This is a genomic window from uncultured Microbulbifer sp. (assembly GCF_913055755.1).
Taxonomy (GTDB): domain Bacteria; phylum Pseudomonadota; class Gammaproteobacteria; order Pseudomonadales; family Cellvibrionaceae; genus Microbulbifer.
This window is the reverse complement of record NZ_CAJXKH010000077.1, coordinates 1-18,966: the sequence shown is the minus strand read 5'-3', so window position 1 is coordinate 18,966 and position 18,966 is coordinate 1. Positions and strand designations below refer to the sequence as shown.

Annotated in this window: 10 protein-coding genes and 1 pseudogene; 1 reads left to right on the top strand and 10 read right to left on the bottom strand. The window is 59.6% G+C overall.

What is annotated here, in order from left to right; translation table 11 throughout:
* Window positions 1-2,597: TonB-dependent receptor (locus QZ511_RS12670; RefSeq protein WP_295802904.1), on the bottom strand; the 2,597-nt coding region annotated here is incomplete at its 3' end.
* 225 nt (window positions 2,598-2,822) lie between these two features.
* Complete coding sequence (gene glk / locus QZ511_RS12665; protein WP_295802903.1) at window positions 2,823-3,785, bottom strand: glucokinase; 963 nt, start codon at window positions 3,783-3,785, stop codon at window positions 2,823-2,825.
* A gap of 593 nt (window positions 3,786-4,378) precedes the next feature.
* Here glk and QZ511_RS12660 point away from each other — a divergent pair.
* A complete protein-coding gene (locus QZ511_RS12660; protein ID WP_295802901.1) occupies window positions 4,379-5,533 on the top strand; it encodes an AraC family transcriptional regulator in 1,155 nt (384 codons plus the stop codon).
* Window positions 5,534-5,593: 60 nt separating this feature from the next.
* Here the strand turns inward: QZ511_RS12660 and QZ511_RS12655 are convergent, their stop codons facing one another.
* The 8 genes and pseudogenes from QZ511_RS12655 to QZ511_RS12620 form a co-directional block, all read right to left on the bottom strand.
* Complete coding sequence (locus tag QZ511_RS12655) at window positions 5,594-7,618, bottom strand: glycoside hydrolase family 16 protein (protein WP_295802899.1); 2,025 nt, start codon at window positions 7,616-7,618, stop codon at window positions 5,594-5,596.
* A gap of 329 nt (window positions 7,619-7,947) precedes the next feature.
* On the bottom strand, window positions 7,948-10,491 hold the full coding sequence (locus tag QZ511_RS12650; RefSeq protein WP_295802897.1) for a glycoside hydrolase family 3 N-terminal domain-containing protein: 2,544 nt from the start codon (window positions 10,489-10,491) through the stop codon (window positions 7,948-7,950).
* Window positions 10,492-10,681: 190 nt separating this feature from the next.
* Window positions 10,682-11,776, bottom strand: a complete 1,095-nt coding sequence (locus QZ511_RS12645; protein WP_295802895.1) for a glycoside hydrolase family 16 protein — start codon at window positions 11,774-11,776, stop codon at window positions 10,682-10,684.
* 228 nt (window positions 11,777-12,004) lie between these two features.
* On the bottom strand, window positions 12,005-14,695 hold the full coding sequence (locus tag QZ511_RS12640; protein ID WP_295802893.1) for a di-heme oxidoredictase family protein: 2,691 nt from the start codon (window positions 14,693-14,695) through the stop codon (window positions 12,005-12,007).
* A gap of 440 nt (window positions 14,696-15,135) precedes the next feature.
* Entirely contained in the window at window positions 15,136-16,629 is a 1,494-nt protein-coding gene (locus tag QZ511_RS12635; RefSeq protein ID WP_295802891.1) for a tryptophan halogenase family protein, read from the bottom strand.
* Window positions 16,630-16,659: 30 nt separating this feature from the next.
* On the bottom strand, window positions 16,660-17,694 hold the full coding sequence (locus QZ511_RS12630; RefSeq protein WP_295802890.1) for a cupin-like domain-containing protein: 1,035 nt from the start codon (window positions 17,692-17,694) through the stop codon (window positions 16,660-16,662).
* A gap of 11 nt (window positions 17,695-17,705) precedes the next feature.
* Window positions 17,706-18,437: a SapC family protein gene (locus QZ511_RS12625; protein ID WP_295802888.1), complete on the bottom strand. Its 732-nt coding sequence runs from the start codon at window positions 18,435-18,437 to the stop codon at window positions 17,706-17,708.
* A 130-nt stretch (window positions 18,438-18,567) separates the two neighbouring features.
* A pseudogene (locus QZ511_RS12620) lies at window positions 18,568-18,966 on the bottom strand (TonB-dependent receptor); the annotation flags it as partial.

Sequence of the window (18,966 nt, the reverse complement as noted above, 5' to 3'; positions counted from 1 at the left end):
TCACCCACTACGTCGACCTGCTGGCTATCGAAACCGATGCCGTATACCTCGCCCTTGAAGTCAGAGCGCTTGCGCACGCTGGTGCGCGCGGAGAAGCCGGACTTCTCGTAGTACAGGGTCATGGACTGAATGGTATCGGAAAGACCGGGCAGCTCGTAATCATTGCCGTTCGGGTCGTTGATATCGGAGCTGACGCCAGTGTGGCTGGCCAGCAGGCCGAAACCGTCCAGGCTTTCGTTGAACACGTGGAACGGCAGAGACAGGGCCAGTTCGTAACCCTGCAGAGTGCCGCCACCGCCATTGACTTTACCGGTGCCGAAGGCAATCGGGTTCTCGGGCACCTGGCCGCTTACCGGGTCGGTAACGCCTGCCAGGTCAACTTCGTAGTTGCCGTCGAAAATCCAGTTGTTCAGGTCTTTCCAGAACAGCGCGACGGAGAAGTAACCGTCGTCCACGAAGTAATTTTCGTAGGACAGGTCCAGACCGGTGGCTTCCTTCGGCTCCAGCTCCGGGTTACCGCCCTCGATTTTCCAGTTGTACCCTTCGTTATTCGGGGTTTCGCTGTAGGTCACGGACAGGGATGAGTTCATCATGTCCATGCGCGCGCGCGAGATGGTCTGGGCTGCGCCGAAACGCAGGGTCTGCTGCTCGTCGATCGCCAGGGCCAGGTTCAGGTTGGGCAGGAAATGGCTGTAATCGTGCGAGAGGTCTGTCGCGGAAGTCTGGATCAGGCCGTCGCTATCCGGACGACCAGCAGCACCGGAAGACTGCTGTTCGGTGTAGACGTAGCGCATCCCGGCATTACCACTCAGTTCCATACCCGCAACTTCCGTTGCAAAGTTGGCCTGGGCGAAAGCAGAAGTCACGGTCTCATTGACCGACCAGGACTTGGTCAGGTGGCTGCTGTTGGTCAGGGATTCTGCCAGCAGGCTGTAATAGCCATCGTTCAGCAATGCTGTTGCGTCATAGGCGATCATGTCACCCATGCCGATAAAGTCCAGGGATACGCTGCCCAGACGGTACTCTTCCGGCACTTCCTGCATTTCCGGGAAGTTCTTCAGAGTCATGAAGTAACCTTCGGAGTTCTTGGTCTTCTCGCGGTCGCGATAGGACACACCGTAGGAAATTTCATTGATGATGCCCACCTCGACCATCTGGGTGGCTGCGAGCTTCAGGGAGGTCAGTTCATCGTCGATTTCAGGGGCGTTGATGAAGCCATCCTGACCCGCATTACAGTAAGCACTGTCCTCTACGCCTTCGACGCCACAGGAGAGGCCCAGGCTGCTGTTCAGCGCAGAGCTCCAGCCCCAGGTCAGCGGGCCACCCAGCTTGATCAGGCCGTAGTCGCTGTAATCCAGGTTGTGGCCGAATTGCGCCCCGGTATTTCCGCCGGAGAAGGAATAGGTCAGGTCGTCAGCGATACCTTCGGCATCGCCACGTCCGGTACCGGCATAGCTTTCGAAGCTCCAGATCTGCTTTTCTACGGCAGAGTGGCTGGCATCGAACTCCAGCTGCAGGCTGTCGGAAACGTCGAACTTGGTATTGAAACCGAAGGAATTCAGTTCCGCGTCACGGGTTTCCATATCGTTGCGGACAACGACGCGCTGGCCTTCGGTAGTAGCCTGGGTGATAAAGCCGGTCTCCGGATCTACCACTGCGGTATCCGGGCTGATGGAACCCTGGCCCCAGGCGAAAGGAATCTCGATACCGCGCAGGATTTTCTCGTCAGAGAAATCCACGTACAGGGCATCGAAGGTCATGTGCAGTTTTTCAGTGGGCTGCGCTTCAACCACCAGCATCGCGCTGTCGCGCTCCAGTACCGAGGAGCGCACGAATGGCTTGGCGCCACCGAGGATGGAGTAGTTCTGCCCCTCGTATTCAAACTCGGGGTAGCCCCAGGAGTTCCAGCGCTCTTCCTGGTTCGGGGAGCTCATGGTGTTGTATGCGAAAGCCACACCGATGGTGTCGTCGGCGAACTGGTCGATATAGGAGAAGGTGGCGCGCTGGCCCTGATCCTCACCATCGGGGTTCAGCTTGTCAAAGCTGGTCATCTCGTACTGACCATTGAACTGGACAACACGCTCACCGCGCTCCAGTGGCTTGACGGTCTGCATGTCGATAACGCCGGCGATACCTTCGGCTTCGAGGGTGGCAGTCGGGGTCTTGTATACGGTGACACCGCTCATGATCTCGGAGGGGTAGAGATCAAACTCAACGCCGCGGTTGTCATTAATGGAAACCTGCTCACGACCGTTAAAGGTGGTGGCACTTTCGTTTTCACCGAAGCCGCGGATGGTTACCTTGCTGGCACGACCGTCCAGGCGCTGCGCGGCCAGACCCGGCAGGCGGGCAAGGGATTCGGCAATGGAGGAATCCGGCAGCTTGCCGATGTCCTCGGCAGAGATCGCCTCAACTACCGCTGTCGCATCGCGCTTGGTACCGATAGAGTCCATAACACTCTTGCGGAAACCGGTAACGGTGATTTCTTCCAGGGTGCTGCTGCCCTCTTCCTGAGCAAAAGCGCCAATGGAAGTTACGGACGCGGCAATTGCTGCAGACAGCAGTGCCGGCCGGAAACTTTTGTTCGTCAGACTCATCATCTTCTCCCTTGGACTTATCGTTATGGTGAGTAACGCCATCCTAGGCGGACCCGAGGTCCATATCCTCCACCCCCAGGGGGGGAGGAGGGGGAGAAGCCGCCGGGTATCAGGGGGTGGGGCCGGCGGGCATGTCACCAGGCGGGGGATTATAGCGACTGATCAAAAAATATGCAGCCGCAGGTGACGTATTCAGACGATTTGAAGGCGAGGAATCCGCGGGAATCAGTAATCCAGCCAGGCCGCAGCGCCGATCAACGCCGGATAACCTGCCTTGAGCACCTCCACGCGCACCCCCTGCAGCCAGTCTCCCAGGCGTCCCTTGGCGACAAAACGCTGCTCGAACTCGCTCTCCGGCAGCAGGGATTCGATCCGCGGCAATACGCCGCCACCGAGGAAGACCCCGCCCCGCGCCACATAGTAGAGGGCCGCATCCCCGGCGGCGCTGCCGAGGAAATTGAGGAAGTCGATCAGGGTCTCGCGGCACAGCGGGTCGGAGCCGTCCAGGCCGCGGCTGCTGACGTCCGGCGGCGTCAGTTCGTCCGCCTGACGCCCGTGCAGGGCACAGACCCCGCGGTACAGGTTCACCAGGCCACCGCCGCTCAGCACAAACTCGTTATACACCGGCATCTGCTCGCGGGCGAGGATCTTCAGCAGCTCCAGCTCGCGCTCGCTGCCGGCGGGCAGGTTGGCATGGCCGCCCTCACCCGGCACCACCCGGTAGTTGCCGCCATCGTGCACCAGCGCCGCGACTCCGAGGCCGGTTCCCGGCCCGACCACGGTCATGGGCCCGTTTTTCTGCGCCGGCACATCCCGCAGGGCCCACTTGTCCGCTTCCTGCAGGCGCGGCAGTGACAGCGCCAGGGCGGCAAAATCGTTCACCACCAGGGCGCGGTCCAGGGAAAATCTGGCGCACAGCTCTTCAGCGCGAATGTCCCACCCCAAATTGGTCATGGTCACACGGCCACCCTGTGGGGTCTTCTCCACCGGGCCGGCGACGGCAATACACGCCTTGTCGGGACGCTCTTGGTCGAGGTTTTCCAGCCACTGCCCCAGGGCGGAATAGAAATCCGGGAAAGTGGCGCAATTCACCACCTGAATGGCTTCCAGCCGGTATCCGCCCTGATGCTCATGGGCGATGGCGAAGCGGGCGTTGGTACCGCCGATGTCCGCAACGATTCTGGTCATGGCACTTTCCTTTACACGTTCCTTTATGAGCCTGGCTATCCCGGTGCGGGGAGACCCAATGGCCGCCCCTGAAAAAAATGGCGGTATAAGGTAATGATTTGCCGACAAAAACTCCAGCCCCTGCGGGGGTTCGCGGTCACAAATATGGGAGGCGTAGGCGCCCACCGCACCCGCTGTTGACGGGATGCTTCCGACCGACGGGTTCCAATTGGCAAAGCGTAGACAAAAAAATGCCGGCAGAAATACTGCCGGCCCAGCTAAATATCGGGAGGTCCCGCTAGCGGGAGAAGAGAGATGATGTCGGGTTGCCCGCAAGGTCCGCCGCGCGACAGTTGTCTGCGCCGGCGGTTTACGCCCATAGGCAGCAACACCGATGGAGCCAGTCTGCGTAAATTTGCCCGGCAGGTCGCCCCACTTTGCCCGGGGGTACAAACTGGGCATTGTCACTTTATCGGCGGGAAGCAACTGGATAGCCTGCAAGGGCGCACATCTACGCCCCGCCCTCCTCCCCGCAGGGCTTTTCTCTTATACTCGCGCTTACTACCGAAGAATTACCAGAACAATAAAAATTTCCGCTCACTCGCGATGGTCCGATGAAACAATATATTTTCAATATTCACGACGTGGTGCTCCTGATGACGGCGGCGGAGTGCGTACTGCTGGCCGTGTTCCAGGCGATATTGCCCACCCGCACCCGGCACGACGGGCGGCTGCTCACCGCGTTCCTGCTGATTATCGCGGTGGCGTCCGCCTGTACCCTGCTGCTGTGGAACGACCAGTTCTCCCTGGCGCCCTGGTTCGAACAGACCCTGTTGCCCTACCTGTTGTTTGCGGCACTGCTGCTGAAGGGCCCCGCCATATATCTTTACGTGTGCTCACTGACCCAGCAGAAGCTCACGCTGCAGCGCAAACACGCACTGCATTTGCTGCCGGCACTGGCAGTGCTGCTGTGCATTGCTGTTTTGAACCTTTCCAGCAACGACCTGCGACAGATCGAGGTACCGGGAAAGATACTGCCGGCGCGCACCATCGAGCTCATCTGGGACCTGATCACCCTGATCCCGTTTGTCTATGCCGCCGCCGCGCTGCTGCAGATCCGCCGCTACCGCAAGGCGCTGAAAGACGAGTATTCCCACTATTCCGAGGTGGAACTGAACTGGCTGGTGGTACTGACCTGGGGGGTATTCATCTCCTGGAGCTGGACCATGGTGGTGCATGTGGTGGCCAAGTTTTCCAGTACCGTGGTTGCCGACTATATGGGCATCGCCGACAACTACCTCACGTTTATCCTGATCAATGCGTTTTTCGCCTACAGCCTGACCTACGCGCACCTGCTGCTGGGCACCAACCCGGAAGAGGAAACCCGGGAGACCACCAGCGAGGAAGAACCCTCGGAGCCCGCCATCGCCAAAGTGCGCACCGCAATGGAAGTGGACAAGATTTACCTCAAGAAAAACCTCAATCTGGAACAGTTTTCCGAGCGCATCGACCTGCCCGCAAAAGAGGTTTCCGGAGTGATCAACAAGCACTTTGGTACCAACTTCTTTGAATACGTGAATTCCTACCGGGTGGAAGCTGCCAAGACCTTGCTGGCAGACCCGGAAAAAGCCGATATGACGGTGCTGGACGTGCTGCTGGAATCCGGTTTCAACAGCAAATCCGCATTCCACCGCTTCTTCAGCCGGCTGGTTGGCATGTCTCCCACCGAGTACCGCAAACAGGCGCTCGCCGCGGAAACCACTTCATAAGGCGGGTAGGCGGCGACGCAGTGTCGCCGCCTTTGGCAAAACGAAAGAGCCCCTGTCCGGTTACCGGACAAACGGCGGCCGACGTTTTTCCCATCCGCGCTTTTTGCCGCGCACCGGCAGGCATTTGTGCGGAGCTTTTTTCCAGCGCACCATTTTGCAGTGGTGACCCGCGCTGTGGGCACCGCCGGACAGGTAGATGTTGTCGATGGAGAGATCGCTGATCTCGCCGAAGCCCAGTACCTCGAACAGCTGGCGCATGTCCGCAAAATCCAGATCTGCCGCGAGATCAGTCAGCGGAATCACCAGGTGGTGCCACTGGCCATCGCGCGCGAAGCCGTAGGGATCGCTGCCCGGGGTAAAGGTCACCCAGGTCTGGCCGATGTCCTGCACGTTGCCGCTCTTCATGCCGATGCGGAACTCGGTCTGGTCGGTGGTGCGCATGGAGAAGTGCAGCGCGGCCTCGTCGTTGTCAAACGCACGCAGGTCAAAACCTTCACGGGCGGCAAACCCCATGCCGAACCAGCCCAGGCCGTTGGAGGCCAGATTGAGCGCGCTGTCACCTTCCAGCGGGTTGCCGTGGGACAGGGTAAGCGTGCCCTCCCATACAAACAGATCGCTGTCTTCGCCTTCCGCCAGTGCACCGGCAGAGGTGTTGCTGGCGGTTTCGGTATAGATGCCAAAGCTGCCGGCGGCCGGGGCCGGCAAAGCCTCACTCTCGCTGAGGTAGATATTGTCGACGGCGATCTCGAATGCCTGCGCCGGCGCCGGGCCGGACATCGCAAACAGCGTCTGCACCGTTGCAAAATCCACCCCGCCAAATTTGGCCAGCGGAATCGCTACATGGTGCCAGGCACCGTCGCGCACCAGACCGTACTGCTCACCGCCGTTGGCCAGCACTACCGTGCCCTGCCCCCCGGAGGTGCTCATCATGTGCAGCTCGATATTCACGTCGCTCTGCACCTTCATCTCGAAATGCAGAGTGCCGTGCCGGTAGTTGTGCAGGTTGTAGTCCGGGTGCAGCAGGCCCGCCCCCCACCAGTTTCCGGGTTGCACGGTGAACCCCAACGCCTCGGTGCCCTCGAACGGCACGGGGCTGGTACCCACCATATTGTTCCAGACATAGAGATTGGTGTTGTCTTCCCAGTCCAGGGCATTCGCAACCGGCCGGGTTTCGGTCATCACACCGAAATCACCACTGGCGTAGTCCTCACTCGCCACCTCAAGTTCGGTGTGCTCGTTGGCATACAGGCGTATGTAGTCCACATACATTTTTGCCGGAAAATCCGCGGTTATCTGCGCGGGGTCGGTAATCTCGACAAAATTCCAGCCGCCCACCGCCAGGTTGAGCAGGATGTGCATGGGATTGTCGCGGAATTCCGACAGCGCCGGATCGGTGATATCCATGGTCAGCACCGTGGTGTCGTCCACGGAAATCACCATTTGTTGCGGCGTCCAGTCGAGGCGGTAAGTGTGATAGTCGGCGTATAGCGGATCCGCCAGCACCACATGCTGGGAGTGATCCGCCTGCAGCCAGTCACTCCAGGTGCCGGTCTCGTGCCACCAGTGCACCGCGCCGGAAACCGCATTGTTCACGGTGCCGTTGTCGATGGCGGAGCGGAAGCCCGCCTCGAGGATGTCGATTTCGCCGGATTTTGGCCAGCCATCCACCCCGTAGTTGTCGCCGAGCATCCAGAATGCCGGCCACAGGCCGTTGTCGAGTTCCGGCAGTTTGATCCGCGCCTCCAGGGTGCCGAAACGGAATCCGACCCGGCCGTTGGTATGCAACCGCGCGGAAGTGAACGACTTGTCCTGGAAATTTTCCCGGCGCGCTTCAATCACCAGTTTGCCATCTTCGATATAGGCATTGTTCTGGGATGCGGTGTAGTACTGCAGCTCGCCATTGCCGAAACCGCTGCCGCCGGTGTTATATGTCCACACGCTGCGGTCTATCTGTTCGCCGTTGAATTCGTCCGCCCATACCGGAGCCGCCTGGGCACTGGCCGTCGCCGACACCAGCGGTTGTACGGCGAGACACAGGGCACCCAGCCAGAGGCGCGGGTTTTCGATCAGCTTGGTTATTTTCATTATTTCTCCCATCTTTCAGTGTTTTACTTTTTTGTCGGACAGGGATGTACTGCTCGGCTCATACCTTCCGAACGGTTTTTCAGCGTGCAGAAATCCAGTGCGGTCAGCCGGTTTCCACAGCGGCAGAAAGGTTCAGTCGGGTACTGCTAAATTCAGGGGGTACTACTTGGGTATCGAGCCGCAACACTGCAGCCGAAGGATCGGTCAAACGCGTTGTTATTGTTGTTATCCGTTTCCGGCCACTACCTTGTGGGTAGATCGCGGAATCCGGCTGCCGGGAAGCGTAAAGTTCGACAGCCGGATTGTTCTCAATATCTGTTCGCGGTCACTTAGCCGCAGCTGATATCTGCCTCCGCTTTGGAGGCGATATGGATATCGTGAATGGTCAGGTCCAGTTCACCGGCAGTGCGCACATAGAAGGGCGACAGCACCATATCCATTTTGGCACCCCCCTTGGCCAGGCACTGGAGGTCTACCGCCACGGTTTTCCACTCGCCGCGGGTGGCGCCCTTGAGCAGTTCGGTAATGGACTGCTCGGCACCACAATCCTGGCCGCAGTACATGCCGAGGCTCACCCCGTCACTGGGCGCGCCGTCGACTTTCACATCGAAAATCAAAGCGCCGCGGTTTTCCAGGTAACCGGAGAGGTCGGTGCGGCTGTTGGCAAAGAAACCGGCAACCGCATTGCCTTCACCGCTCCACTGCAGGCGGCGGCTGTCTTCCTGTACCTTGCGGTCCACCGACTGCACGCTGATGCCCTGCAGCTTGGCGACACTGCTGGAGATCACGGACTGATTGTTGCCGGCATCGGTAACCTGGAAGCGCCACGGATCCAGCGCGCGACCATTGAAGACCGCCAGCGCCTGATTGGCATCGGAGGCATTCAGACCGCTCTCTTCGGAAAGGGTCGCCAGCTGTACCTGGTCGCCATAGCTCAGGCCGTAGCCGTAATTGAACTGCGCCAGTTGCTCATTCTCGCCGCGGTTGCGCAGCGTGGGGCGCGCGTCGTTCGGCCAGGAGAAGGTGAGCTTGCCCTTGAAGTCATGATTCACTTCGCCCTGGGCATTGCGGAAAATCACATCGGCCACGCCGCCGCCTTCGGTACCCGGCTGCCAGATGGTGACGAACGCATCGGATGCGTTCAGCTCCGGATTCACCCACAGCGGGCGTCCGGTAATAAACAGGGAAACCACCGGAATACCCTGCTGTTGCAGGCGCTGCAGCAGAGCCAGGTCGCGCTCACCGCGGTAATCCAGGTTGGAGACGTCGCCCTGCATTTCCGCATAGGGATCTTCACCAAACACCACGATGGCCACGTCCGGCTTCTGCTCGAAGCTGCCATCGACGGAAAGTTCCGCGCTGCCACCGGCAGACTCGACTACCTCGGCGATGCCGCCGTAGACCGAAGTCGCGCCGGGGAAATCGCTGTTCTGGTTGCCGGTGCCCTGCCAGGTGATGCTCCAGCCACCGGACTGTTTGCCGATATTGTCGGCGCCTTCCCCGGCCACCAGTACGCGCTGGTTGCGCGCCAGCGGCAGCAGGTTGCCGTTGTTTTTCAGCATTACCAGGGATTCGCGCACCGCCTGGCGGGCGATGGCGCGGTGTTCCGGTGCGCCGATCAGGGATTCATCTGCGGCATAGGCGCGCTCGGAGGGCGCGCCCTTTTCGAACAGCCCCGCGCGCATTTTCACCCGCAGGATGCGGCGCACCGCATCGTCCAGGCGCTCGGCAGAAATCTCGCCGCTCTTGGCCTGCGCCAGGGTGTTCGCGTAGAGCTCTTTCCAACTCGGGTCCGGGGCCATAAACATGTCGAGGCCGGCGTTGATCGCCTGCGGACAGCTCACATTGCTGCAGCCGTTGACGAACTGGTGTCCGGCCCAGTCACCGACGATAAAGCCATCGAAGCCGAGGCGGCCCTTCAGCACGTCGGTCATCAGGTATTTGTGACCGTGCATTTTCTTGCCGTTCCAGCTGCTGAAGGAAGCCATCACCGTCTGCACACCGGCTTCGATCGCAGAGAAGTAGCCCTGGGCGTGAAGCTCGATCAGCTCGTCTTCACTCATCACCGCGTCGCCGCGGTCGATACCGTTCTGGGTACCGCCGTCAGCGAGAAAGTGTTTGGCGGTAGCGACCAGGTGCTTGCCGTCGAACAATTCGTCACTGCCTGCGGCCCCCTGCAGGCCCGATACCAGCTTGCCGGCGTAGCTGCGTACCACTTCCGGGTCTTCGGAATAGGATTCGTAGGTGCGGCCCCAGCGGTCGTCGCGCACTACCGCGAGGGTCGGCGCGAAGATCCAGTCGATGCCGGTTGCAGCGACCTCCGCCGCGGTGGCGGCGCCGACCTGACGCATCAGTTCCGGGTTGTGGGTAGCGCCGAGGGCGATATTGTGGGGGAACAGGGTCGCGCCGATCACATTGTTGTGACCGTGTACCGCGTCGGTGCCCCAGATCACCGGGATGGCGACTCCGCCGTCACTGGTGTCCATGGAGGCGTGATAGAAACTGTCGGCCACCGCGACCCAATCGGACACGGTCGCGTGCTTGTCGTCATTGGGGAAGGCGCCACCGCCGTTGAGGATGGAGCCGATGTGATACTGCTTCACATCTTCCGGCGTGGCTGAGCGAATCTCCACCTGTACCAGCTGGCCCACTTTCTCCTCGACCGACATCTTGCCAAGCAGTGCGTCGATGCGCGCTTCCAGCGCAGGATCCCTGGCGATCGGGCTGGTCAATTTAGGCCAGTTTGCATTCAGTTCCGCAGCCGCGCTGCCGTCCTGTGTCGGTGCCGCGGACAGATTTTGCTCGCCGCAACCGGCGAGGCCGGCACCGGCAATCAGTCCGGAGATGACCCCCAGCAGAATTCGCTTCTTCATCACCGTAGAACTCCCATTATTCTTGTGACTCATTTATCCAGGCCGGTTCAGGCAAACCCGGCTTTATCAGCGTCCGTTGTACCTACTGGCCGAAAAAGGGTCGTCCCACTTTGAATCCCACAGGCAAAATGGTGCACACCACCTTGCCACCCTGCGCGGAACGCCAAAATGGGACGAGCGCGGGAAGGAATTACTTGGTGAGATTCACGGTATTTACCTGTTGCGGCGTGGTCCCCGGGTTGAATACGAACTCGCCATCACGACTGGCGCAGCCCCTGCCGGTTTCGAAATCCTCGCTGCACTGGTAGACCCGCACATAGTCCACCAGGAATTCCTGGGGGAAGACGCTGGCATCAATGCCGGTATCGTTGACGTTGGCCGGCCAGTCACCGCCCACCGCGAGATTCAGGATCAGGTGAAAGGCCTGGTCGAAGGGCGCGCTGCTACTTTCCAGGTTGGCCGCGGTAAACCAGCCGGCGCTGGTCTGGGTGGCGTAGTGGTCCCCATCCAGATACCAGCGGATTTCCCCCTCCTCCCACTCCACCGCGTAGATGTGAAAGTCGTCCGCAGGATTCTGCCCACCGGGAATCCGGTAGGCCTCGCCGGTATAGACATTGTCCGGCCGGGTGCCACCGTAGTGCAGGGTGCCGTGGATCCGGTCTTCGCCCCCCACCTTAAGATTCACCGCCTCGAGAATGTCGATCTCGCCGGACAGTGGCCAGCCGCCGTAGACCCACTCGCTGGGCAGCATCCAGAACGCCGGCCAGGAACCCTGCCCCTGGGGCAGCTTTGCACGCATTTCGAAACGGCCGTATTTCCAGTCCGCCAGCCCCTTTGTGCGCAGGCGCGCGGAGGTGTAACTACCGCTACCGGAGGTATCGCCGGGGTCGTAGTCGGGGGCGTCGTCCACCCGATTGGGGCCCACCACATCTTCACGGACCGCTCTGATATGCAGCAGATTGTCGGCGACCCAGGAGTTCTCAACATCATCCACATAGCACTGGGCTTCGCGATTGCCGCCACCGGTGCAGTTATTTTCATGGGCCCATTTTGTGGAGTCGATGGCGTCCCCGGAGAATTCGTCCGCCCACACCAGGCAGTATCCGGAATTGAGCGGGGCTTCCAGGCAGCGCTGCGGGCGCTGGCTCACCGACGGCGCCACCTGTCCGTTATCGGTATCGGTATCGGTATTAGTAGAACTGGCTCCGCCATCACAGGCACTGGCGGCCATGACCGAAGCCAGAATCACGGCCGGGGTGGTGGCACGGAAAAGAAATCTCGACATCGCTGTCCCCTCATCGCTTGCTTATTGTTGTGAACAGTTTGCTGGCAGGCTCACCTGCGGCAGGCTGTTGTTGTAACGGGGAAGCGGGGAGACCGTCGCCCCACCTTGAAGAAACACGCAATGTGGGCCGATTGATTTCAACGGGAGCAACCGGGAAATAAAAAGGGCGGAGCCATTGGCCCCGCCCGACAACCGGCCTGATGCGCCGTTAGCGAGAATTAGCGGAAATCAGAGAGAGTTGAGGAAATTCAACAGATCCTGCCTGGCGGAAACCGAGAGTCCCTGGTAACCGCTTCTGGACGCGGCACCTTCACCGCCGTGCCACAGAATCGCCTCCTCGATGGAACGCGCACGCCCGTCATGCAGGTAACTGTGCTCCGGGGTGCACACCTCATTGCCCTGACCGCCGATGGGATTTTCCACGCCCCCGGTGACACAGGCCGAAAGTCCCAGCCCCCACAGGGGCGCAGTCCGCCACTCCCCGCCGCTGGCTTCACCTTCGCCGAGGTTGTCGGCGAGGCCCGCGCCCATGTCGTGCAACAGCAGATCGGTATAGGGATGAATGGTCTGGTTGCGCAATTCCGCAAACGGGTGAAGCCCGCTGGTCTGCTGGGTGGGCGTATGGCAACCGGCACAGCCGATACTGGCAAACAGCTGCTCGCCGTTTTGCACCGAGGGGTCGTCATAGTTGCGCTGCGGGCGCACGCCCAGTAGCGAAACATACTTTGTGAGGTCCTGCAGGTGCGCATCCGCAAGTTCCGCGCCACCACTACCGCAGTCACTCTGGCTGCTGCCGCAATCCGGCTGCGGGAACACAGACGTCATGACCCCCATATCCGTATTGAACGCGCGCGCCAGCTGCTGGCGAATGCTCGCGGCACCGGCCTTCCAGCCAAACCGGCCGAGACGGGTGTCACCGGTTTCCGGGTCCCGCACCCGGTTCACACGCCCGGAAATACCATCGCCATTACTGTCATTCGGGTCGGCCTGGGCAACCACGGCGCTTTCGGCAATCGCTTCGAGCAAGCCCATGCCCACCAGATTCGGTGCAATACGGGGAGAGAAGCGCGCCGGTGTCACCCCACTGAACACGTAGTTGGGGGAGCGCAGGCCATTCTGTTCGCTCCAGGATGCGATGGAGACACTGCCCTCGCTCACCGCGCCATCCCGCGCTTTGGGTTGCAGGGCGGCACCGAGGTTTGGGTGCGGCTTGCCGCTGGCATCCGCCACTTTAACCGTCCATTTCTGCAGCGGCTCGCCCACCGGTGGTGGCGCGGCGCGGCCGTTGCGCTCGTGGCAGCTGCCACAGCTGTGGCTGATGTAATGGGGCCCGGCGAGGCCGATCAAGTCCTGCAGGGGCGGGTTCTCGATGGGCTTTTCATCGTGGACCCCATCCACCGCCGAGGTGTGCAGTACACGGCGGCCGCGCATAAACGGCTGCGCATTGTCATAGCCGGTATTGGTGGCCATCTGCATGAAATGGTTGTCGGTTTCCCCGGAACTCAGCGCGTGAATGGTGGTATCGCCACCCAGCCAGGCGCTTTGCGGAATTTTGACGGAATCCTTGGTGCCGCCAAACGGAGTCGCTCCGCCCACGTCCCAGGGCACCAGGCCCTCGCCGACGATATACAGGAATGTGGAACCGTAATAATTTGCGCGGCCATTGGGCACGCTGGCATCCAGGAACTGGCTGATTTCAAATTCCAGTTTGTCACCCACCTGGATCGGACGGTTTTCCCGGCAATTGAAACTCCGTTCCTTGAAATAATGGTACTGGTCCACCACCGTCATAACGCCGTTGTCACAATATTCGGCCACGGTACCGACACCGCGGTAGAACCAGCGGTTTTCCGCCTCGGTGTCACTCAATTTGAACTGGGTACGGACATTCATGCGAACCGTATTCCCGCCCTTGGCGACCTCGTCGATGATTTCGACCGATGCGGTGCGGTCCTCCCAATAAAAACTCAGGTAGTGATCGTAGGCCTGGAAATGGTCTTCCTTGGCGTGGCGGTCCCGCGCGCGGTCGGAAAACCGCGTGACCAGTGCGGTGGCGGTTTCGTACTGGCTCACCGGTTCCAGCGGGGTGCTGCCATCATACAGCGGAACGATACTGCCGAGATCTGTACCTCCGGAAGAAGAGCCCCCGGAACCACTGCTGGAACCGCCAGATCCGCCCGAACTGCCGGAACCGGAACCACCGCCGGAGGAGGACGAAGAAGAGGATGACGAACTCCCCTGTCCGGAAAAGGTGTACTGGGAAGATCCGGTGGTTTCTCCCACGCCACTGGTTATTTTCGTGAAGTAATAGGAAACCACATCACCGGCAGACAGGTTGGGAATATTGTAGGTCCACTCACTGCCACTCTGGCTCATGCGCACATTCAACTGTGCACCGCCGTTTACCGAGTAATGGAGGTCGACAATATCACCACCGCTCATACGCGCCTGTGCAGTCGAACCATCCAGCTCCACCAGGCAGCCGCTGTCGCAATTGATCGCGGAGCCGTATACACCGAGCTCCCAGATCGAATAACCCCACAGGTTACCGGCACTGCGGCTCAGCCCATTAATGCGCACATAGCGATAAGCTCCGCTAACCGGGACGGAATCGGTGCGATGCCCGAACTGCCCACCGGTCTGGGTCGAAAGCGTGGTCCACTGGCTGCCATCACCGGATCCCTGGATTTCATAGGTTTCCGCATTGGCGGCTTCCCAGTAAATTTCCACGGTATTCAGATTGTACAACTGGCCGAGATCCACACTCAGCCAGGAGGGGTCTGTCTGCGCCGCGGATGCCCAGCGCGTACCGTTGTCACCATCCACCGCATTGTTCGCGGGAAGGTCCGCGGTGCTCGCGGTGACGGGTGCACCGGTGGCGAGATTGGTCGATTGGCCTTGGGCGGCCGGAGAATACATTGCGACACTCATCACAAACAACGCCGAGGCCGCGAGTAGATTACATGCAGATGCCATAAAGGCACCCCGCGCGAGAGGGAGTAGAGGCATAGTCGATCCTTGCTAAAAATTATTGATTATTAGAATTTTCGAGCCAGAAAAATCTGGCACACCTGTGCCAGGTTTTGGCTTCAAATTTTTTATTACGGCAAGGAGGAAATTAGGTAACGGGCGGTATTTCGTCGTCCCACTTTGGCACTATCAGCAATCTGGTGCAGATAATTATCCCAAAGCAGGCGTCAAAATAATTTTCCGAATTATGCTTCGGCTTCCGGCAATAATATCGCCGTCTTGTAGATTTTAATTCGTGCGCAACCTCTCACCGGATGTGCGCACGAATGCCGTCGGGCATTAGTTCTTCTGAAGGCAGGCGGGAAAGAAAACGAAGTGGCGAACCGCGTTCATTCGGCCTTCGCCTTGCAGTAGTGATTGATAAACTCCATATGGTCCGGCCAGCCATCTACCGTAGCGCGAACCTGACTGCGGATGCCGCCGAGAAAACGCGCCAGTTCATCATCACCCATCATATCCACAATGGGGTGGTAGGTTTCCGGCATCAGCCCCTGCCCCAGCATTACCTGTAGCCAGGAACTCTCGCCAAACAGCTCGGTACCATTCTGGTAAACGCGGCCGCTCTGCACGAACACTTCCATCCGCCGCGCCAGGGATTCCGGAATATCCATGCCGCGGCAGTAACGCCAGAATTCGCTATCCTGACGATCGGTCAGTTTATAGTGCAGAACAACAAAGTCCCGCACATTTTCCGTTTCCTCGCGGATCAGGCGGTTGTACTCATCCACATCCGCGGCGACGATGCCGTTGGAGGGGAACAGGGTCATCAAGCGCACGATACTGCGCTGGATCAGGTGAATACTGGTGGACTCCAGTGGCTCGATAAATCCGCTGGACAGGCCGATGGCAACACAGTTTTTATTCCAGTGCTGGCGGCGGGTACCGGTGCGGAACGGAATGACCCGCGGCTGGTTGAGCGGTTCGCCCTCCACATTTTGCAGCAGTTGCTCCAGCGCCTGGTTTTCATCCATATAGTGGCTGCAAAAAACCAGTCCGTTACCGGTACGCGACTGCAACGGAATGCGCCACTGCCAGCCGGACTCCCGTGCGATGGAGCGGGTGTAGGGAACCGGGTTCGCACTTTTTCCGGTCTGTACCGCCACCGCACGGTCGCAGGGCAGCCAGTGGCCCCAGTCGTCAAAACCGGAGTGCAGTGCCTGGTCGATCAACAGCCCGCGGAACCCGGTGCAATCGATAAACAGATCGCCTTCCAGCAGTTCGCCGCTGTCCAGCTGCAATGCCCTGATGTCACCGGTGTGGTGATCCAGCTGCACCTGCTCGATCTTGCCTTCGATGCGCACCGCACCGTGTTTTTCCGCCAGCGCCCGCAAATACCTGGCATACAGGCTGGCATCAAAATGGTAGGCGTGGGTGCGCTCACTGCGCGGTGAAACGGCGTAGCGCCCCATCTGCGCGCCGAGGTGTTCCTTGGTGTAATCGCCGATGGGATAGTCGATACCCAGCTTGCGACCCTTGACCCAGAAGTGGCTGAAATTGCACGCCCAGCAATCCTTGCCCGCAGCGCCGAAGGAGTGGATATAGTCCTCACCCACCTCCTTCCAGTTTTCAAACGCGATGCCGAGTTTGAAGGTGGCATTGGTGGCCGCCATCATTTCCCGCTCGTCAATTCCCAGCAGCTGGTGGAACAGGTGCAGGGTGGGAATGGTGGCCTCGCCGACACCCACGGTGCCAATGGCCTCGGACTCCACCAGTTTGATATCCAGGTTCTTGCCCAGCAGCTTGGACAGTGCCGCTGCGGTCATCCAGCCCGCGGTACCGCCACCGGCAACAATGACTTTGCGAATTCTTTTCTCGGCGTTCACGTCAACCTCTCTCAATTTATTGTTTTCGGCTCAACGCTTCAGGTCATTCTGCAGTTTTGCCCGCAACTGCATTGCCGCTTCCAGGGACAGCGGCTGCTCCAGCACCCCGCGGGCACTTTCCGGAATATGCTCCGATGCGCCAGTTTCCGCGTCAAAGATGTAGTATTCGAACAGTGCTTTCCAGGCCTTGCGCTGGTGTGCCGGCAAATTGCGCAGGCCGAGCACCGCGTGCAGCAGCGCATTGGTCGGCCGCCCCATATAGGCCGCGGAATCCCGCCACCAGTGTGTGTAAAGCACATTCAGGGTTTCGAGGCTTTCCACGTGATGCCACCACATACCGGGGATATACAGTGCATCCCCCGCATCCAGTTCTGCAACCAGCGCGTGATCCAGCGCCTCACGGAATCGCGGGAAGCGCTCGAAGTCCGGATTGTAAAAGTCCACCAGGCTGATTTCCTGCCCGCCCGGGGCGAATTCCAGCGGACCGGGGTAGAGGTTGCCGATCTGCTCCGGCGGCAACAGGGTAAAACGTCGCTTGCCTGCAATATTGCACGCGAGGTTATCGGGAAAATCATAATGCGCTGCGACCCGCACTTTATTCCCCAGCCACAGGGAGCCCATGGGAGATACGCTTTTTACCCCGGCGTCATTGGCCGCAGAGAATTCCGGAAACCAGTAGGAAACTTCGCTGGAAGGCATATACAGCATCGGCGCATGTTCCGCGTCGGCACAGCTCAGGATGTCGTCCAGCAGAGACCCCAGCTGTACGCGACGGGCTTCAAAATTGAAGCCACTCAGGTCGTCGTTATAAAACACCCGGCCCCCGGTTTCCGCGCTGCCGTAGCAACCATTAACCGGTTTACCGCTGTACTGCTCGAGCAGGTAGTCGGCCATCGCACGGGCGGAAGTTTTTCCCGCCTGCACGGCGGGAAAGTGGTCGCAATAGCCTCGCAGCACCAGCGGTTGTGTGGTGCCTGCGAGTAGCTCGAAAATTTTTTCCGGTTTGGCGTCCCAGACCTGGTCAACGGGCGTCAGGGCGGCGGTCTCGATAAATGGCTTGCTCATTGCTCCGTGTCTCACTCGGCAGCGATACGGCGGTTTTTCTCATTGATCAAACTGCGCATCTGCGACTGCGAGGCCAGCACCATGTAGATGGCTTCCAGAAAGCCGGCCCGATGCAGCTCGGTCAGGTCTTCTGCATTCAGTGCGCGCAGGCGCTCTTCATCGATGGTGTAGAAACCTTTCAGCTGATTGGTTTCACCATTGTCCAGGGTAACATCGAGGGCAACAGACTCCAGCAGGCCGTGAATCTGCAGTGCACGGACAAATTTTTCACTTTGCTCGATGCCCTGGTGGATTGCTTCCAGCAGGTCAGACATGCCGTCGAGAAACGGCGAGTTGCCGCCGTATTCCAGAAACAGGGGTTCGCCGCGCTCGCGGTTGACCCGGGGACTGTCCATGTCGATATGAATCACGCGGCGGGTTTTCTGCACGCCGTCCTCGACAAAATTCTGCCGGCCGATCAGGAACGGCTCGCGACGAATCGTCAGCGGGATGTGCGGTGCTGCCCATTTGCCATCGCGTAGGAAAAGGTTTTCACCGGGTTGCAGCCCCAGCAACACCAGCGGAAAGAAAGCACCACTGCTGGCGTCTTTCTGGAAAAAAATCGGGTAGTGTCCCTGAAGGGCACGAAACTCCAGCGGGAAAGTCAGCGCGTACCAGGCATCGTCACCGAGATCCGCGGATCGCTCGGTAATTACCCGCAGATCGCGATGCTCCACATTGTTCAGCAGTACCGCATTCGTCATCTTGCTTCTCTCTTTCTCGATCTTGTTATTGCTTTAACCGTCGGTATAAAAAACTGTCGGTATAAAAAAAGCCGCCGGCCCGGAGGACCAGCGGCTTTCCATTGCCTAACAGACCATCCTGTGAAATGGATCAGAAGGCGTAACGGGCACCCAGCTGCCAGCGGGCACCACCCTGGTAATAACCCAGGATCTGACGCTCATCGCGACCGTGCACACGCTGTGCTTCATCGGTAACGTTGATGCCTTCCAGGAACACCTGCAGGCCGTCCAGTTGCGGCAGTTCGTAGCTCAAGTTCATGTCGATCTGACTGTAAGCTTCGACGTACTGCGGGTTGGCGCCGGTGCTCTGGCCGCGGGAGCTCAGGAACTCGTCGCGCCAGTTGTAGGCGATACGCGCCTGGAAGCCGTTTTTGTCGTAGAAGCCCACCAGGTTGGCGGAGTCACTCAGGCCCACCATGGCTTCCTGATCCACCAGGATGAACGGGTCGTATTCCAGCTCGGAGTCTACGATGGTGTAGTTCGCCTGCAT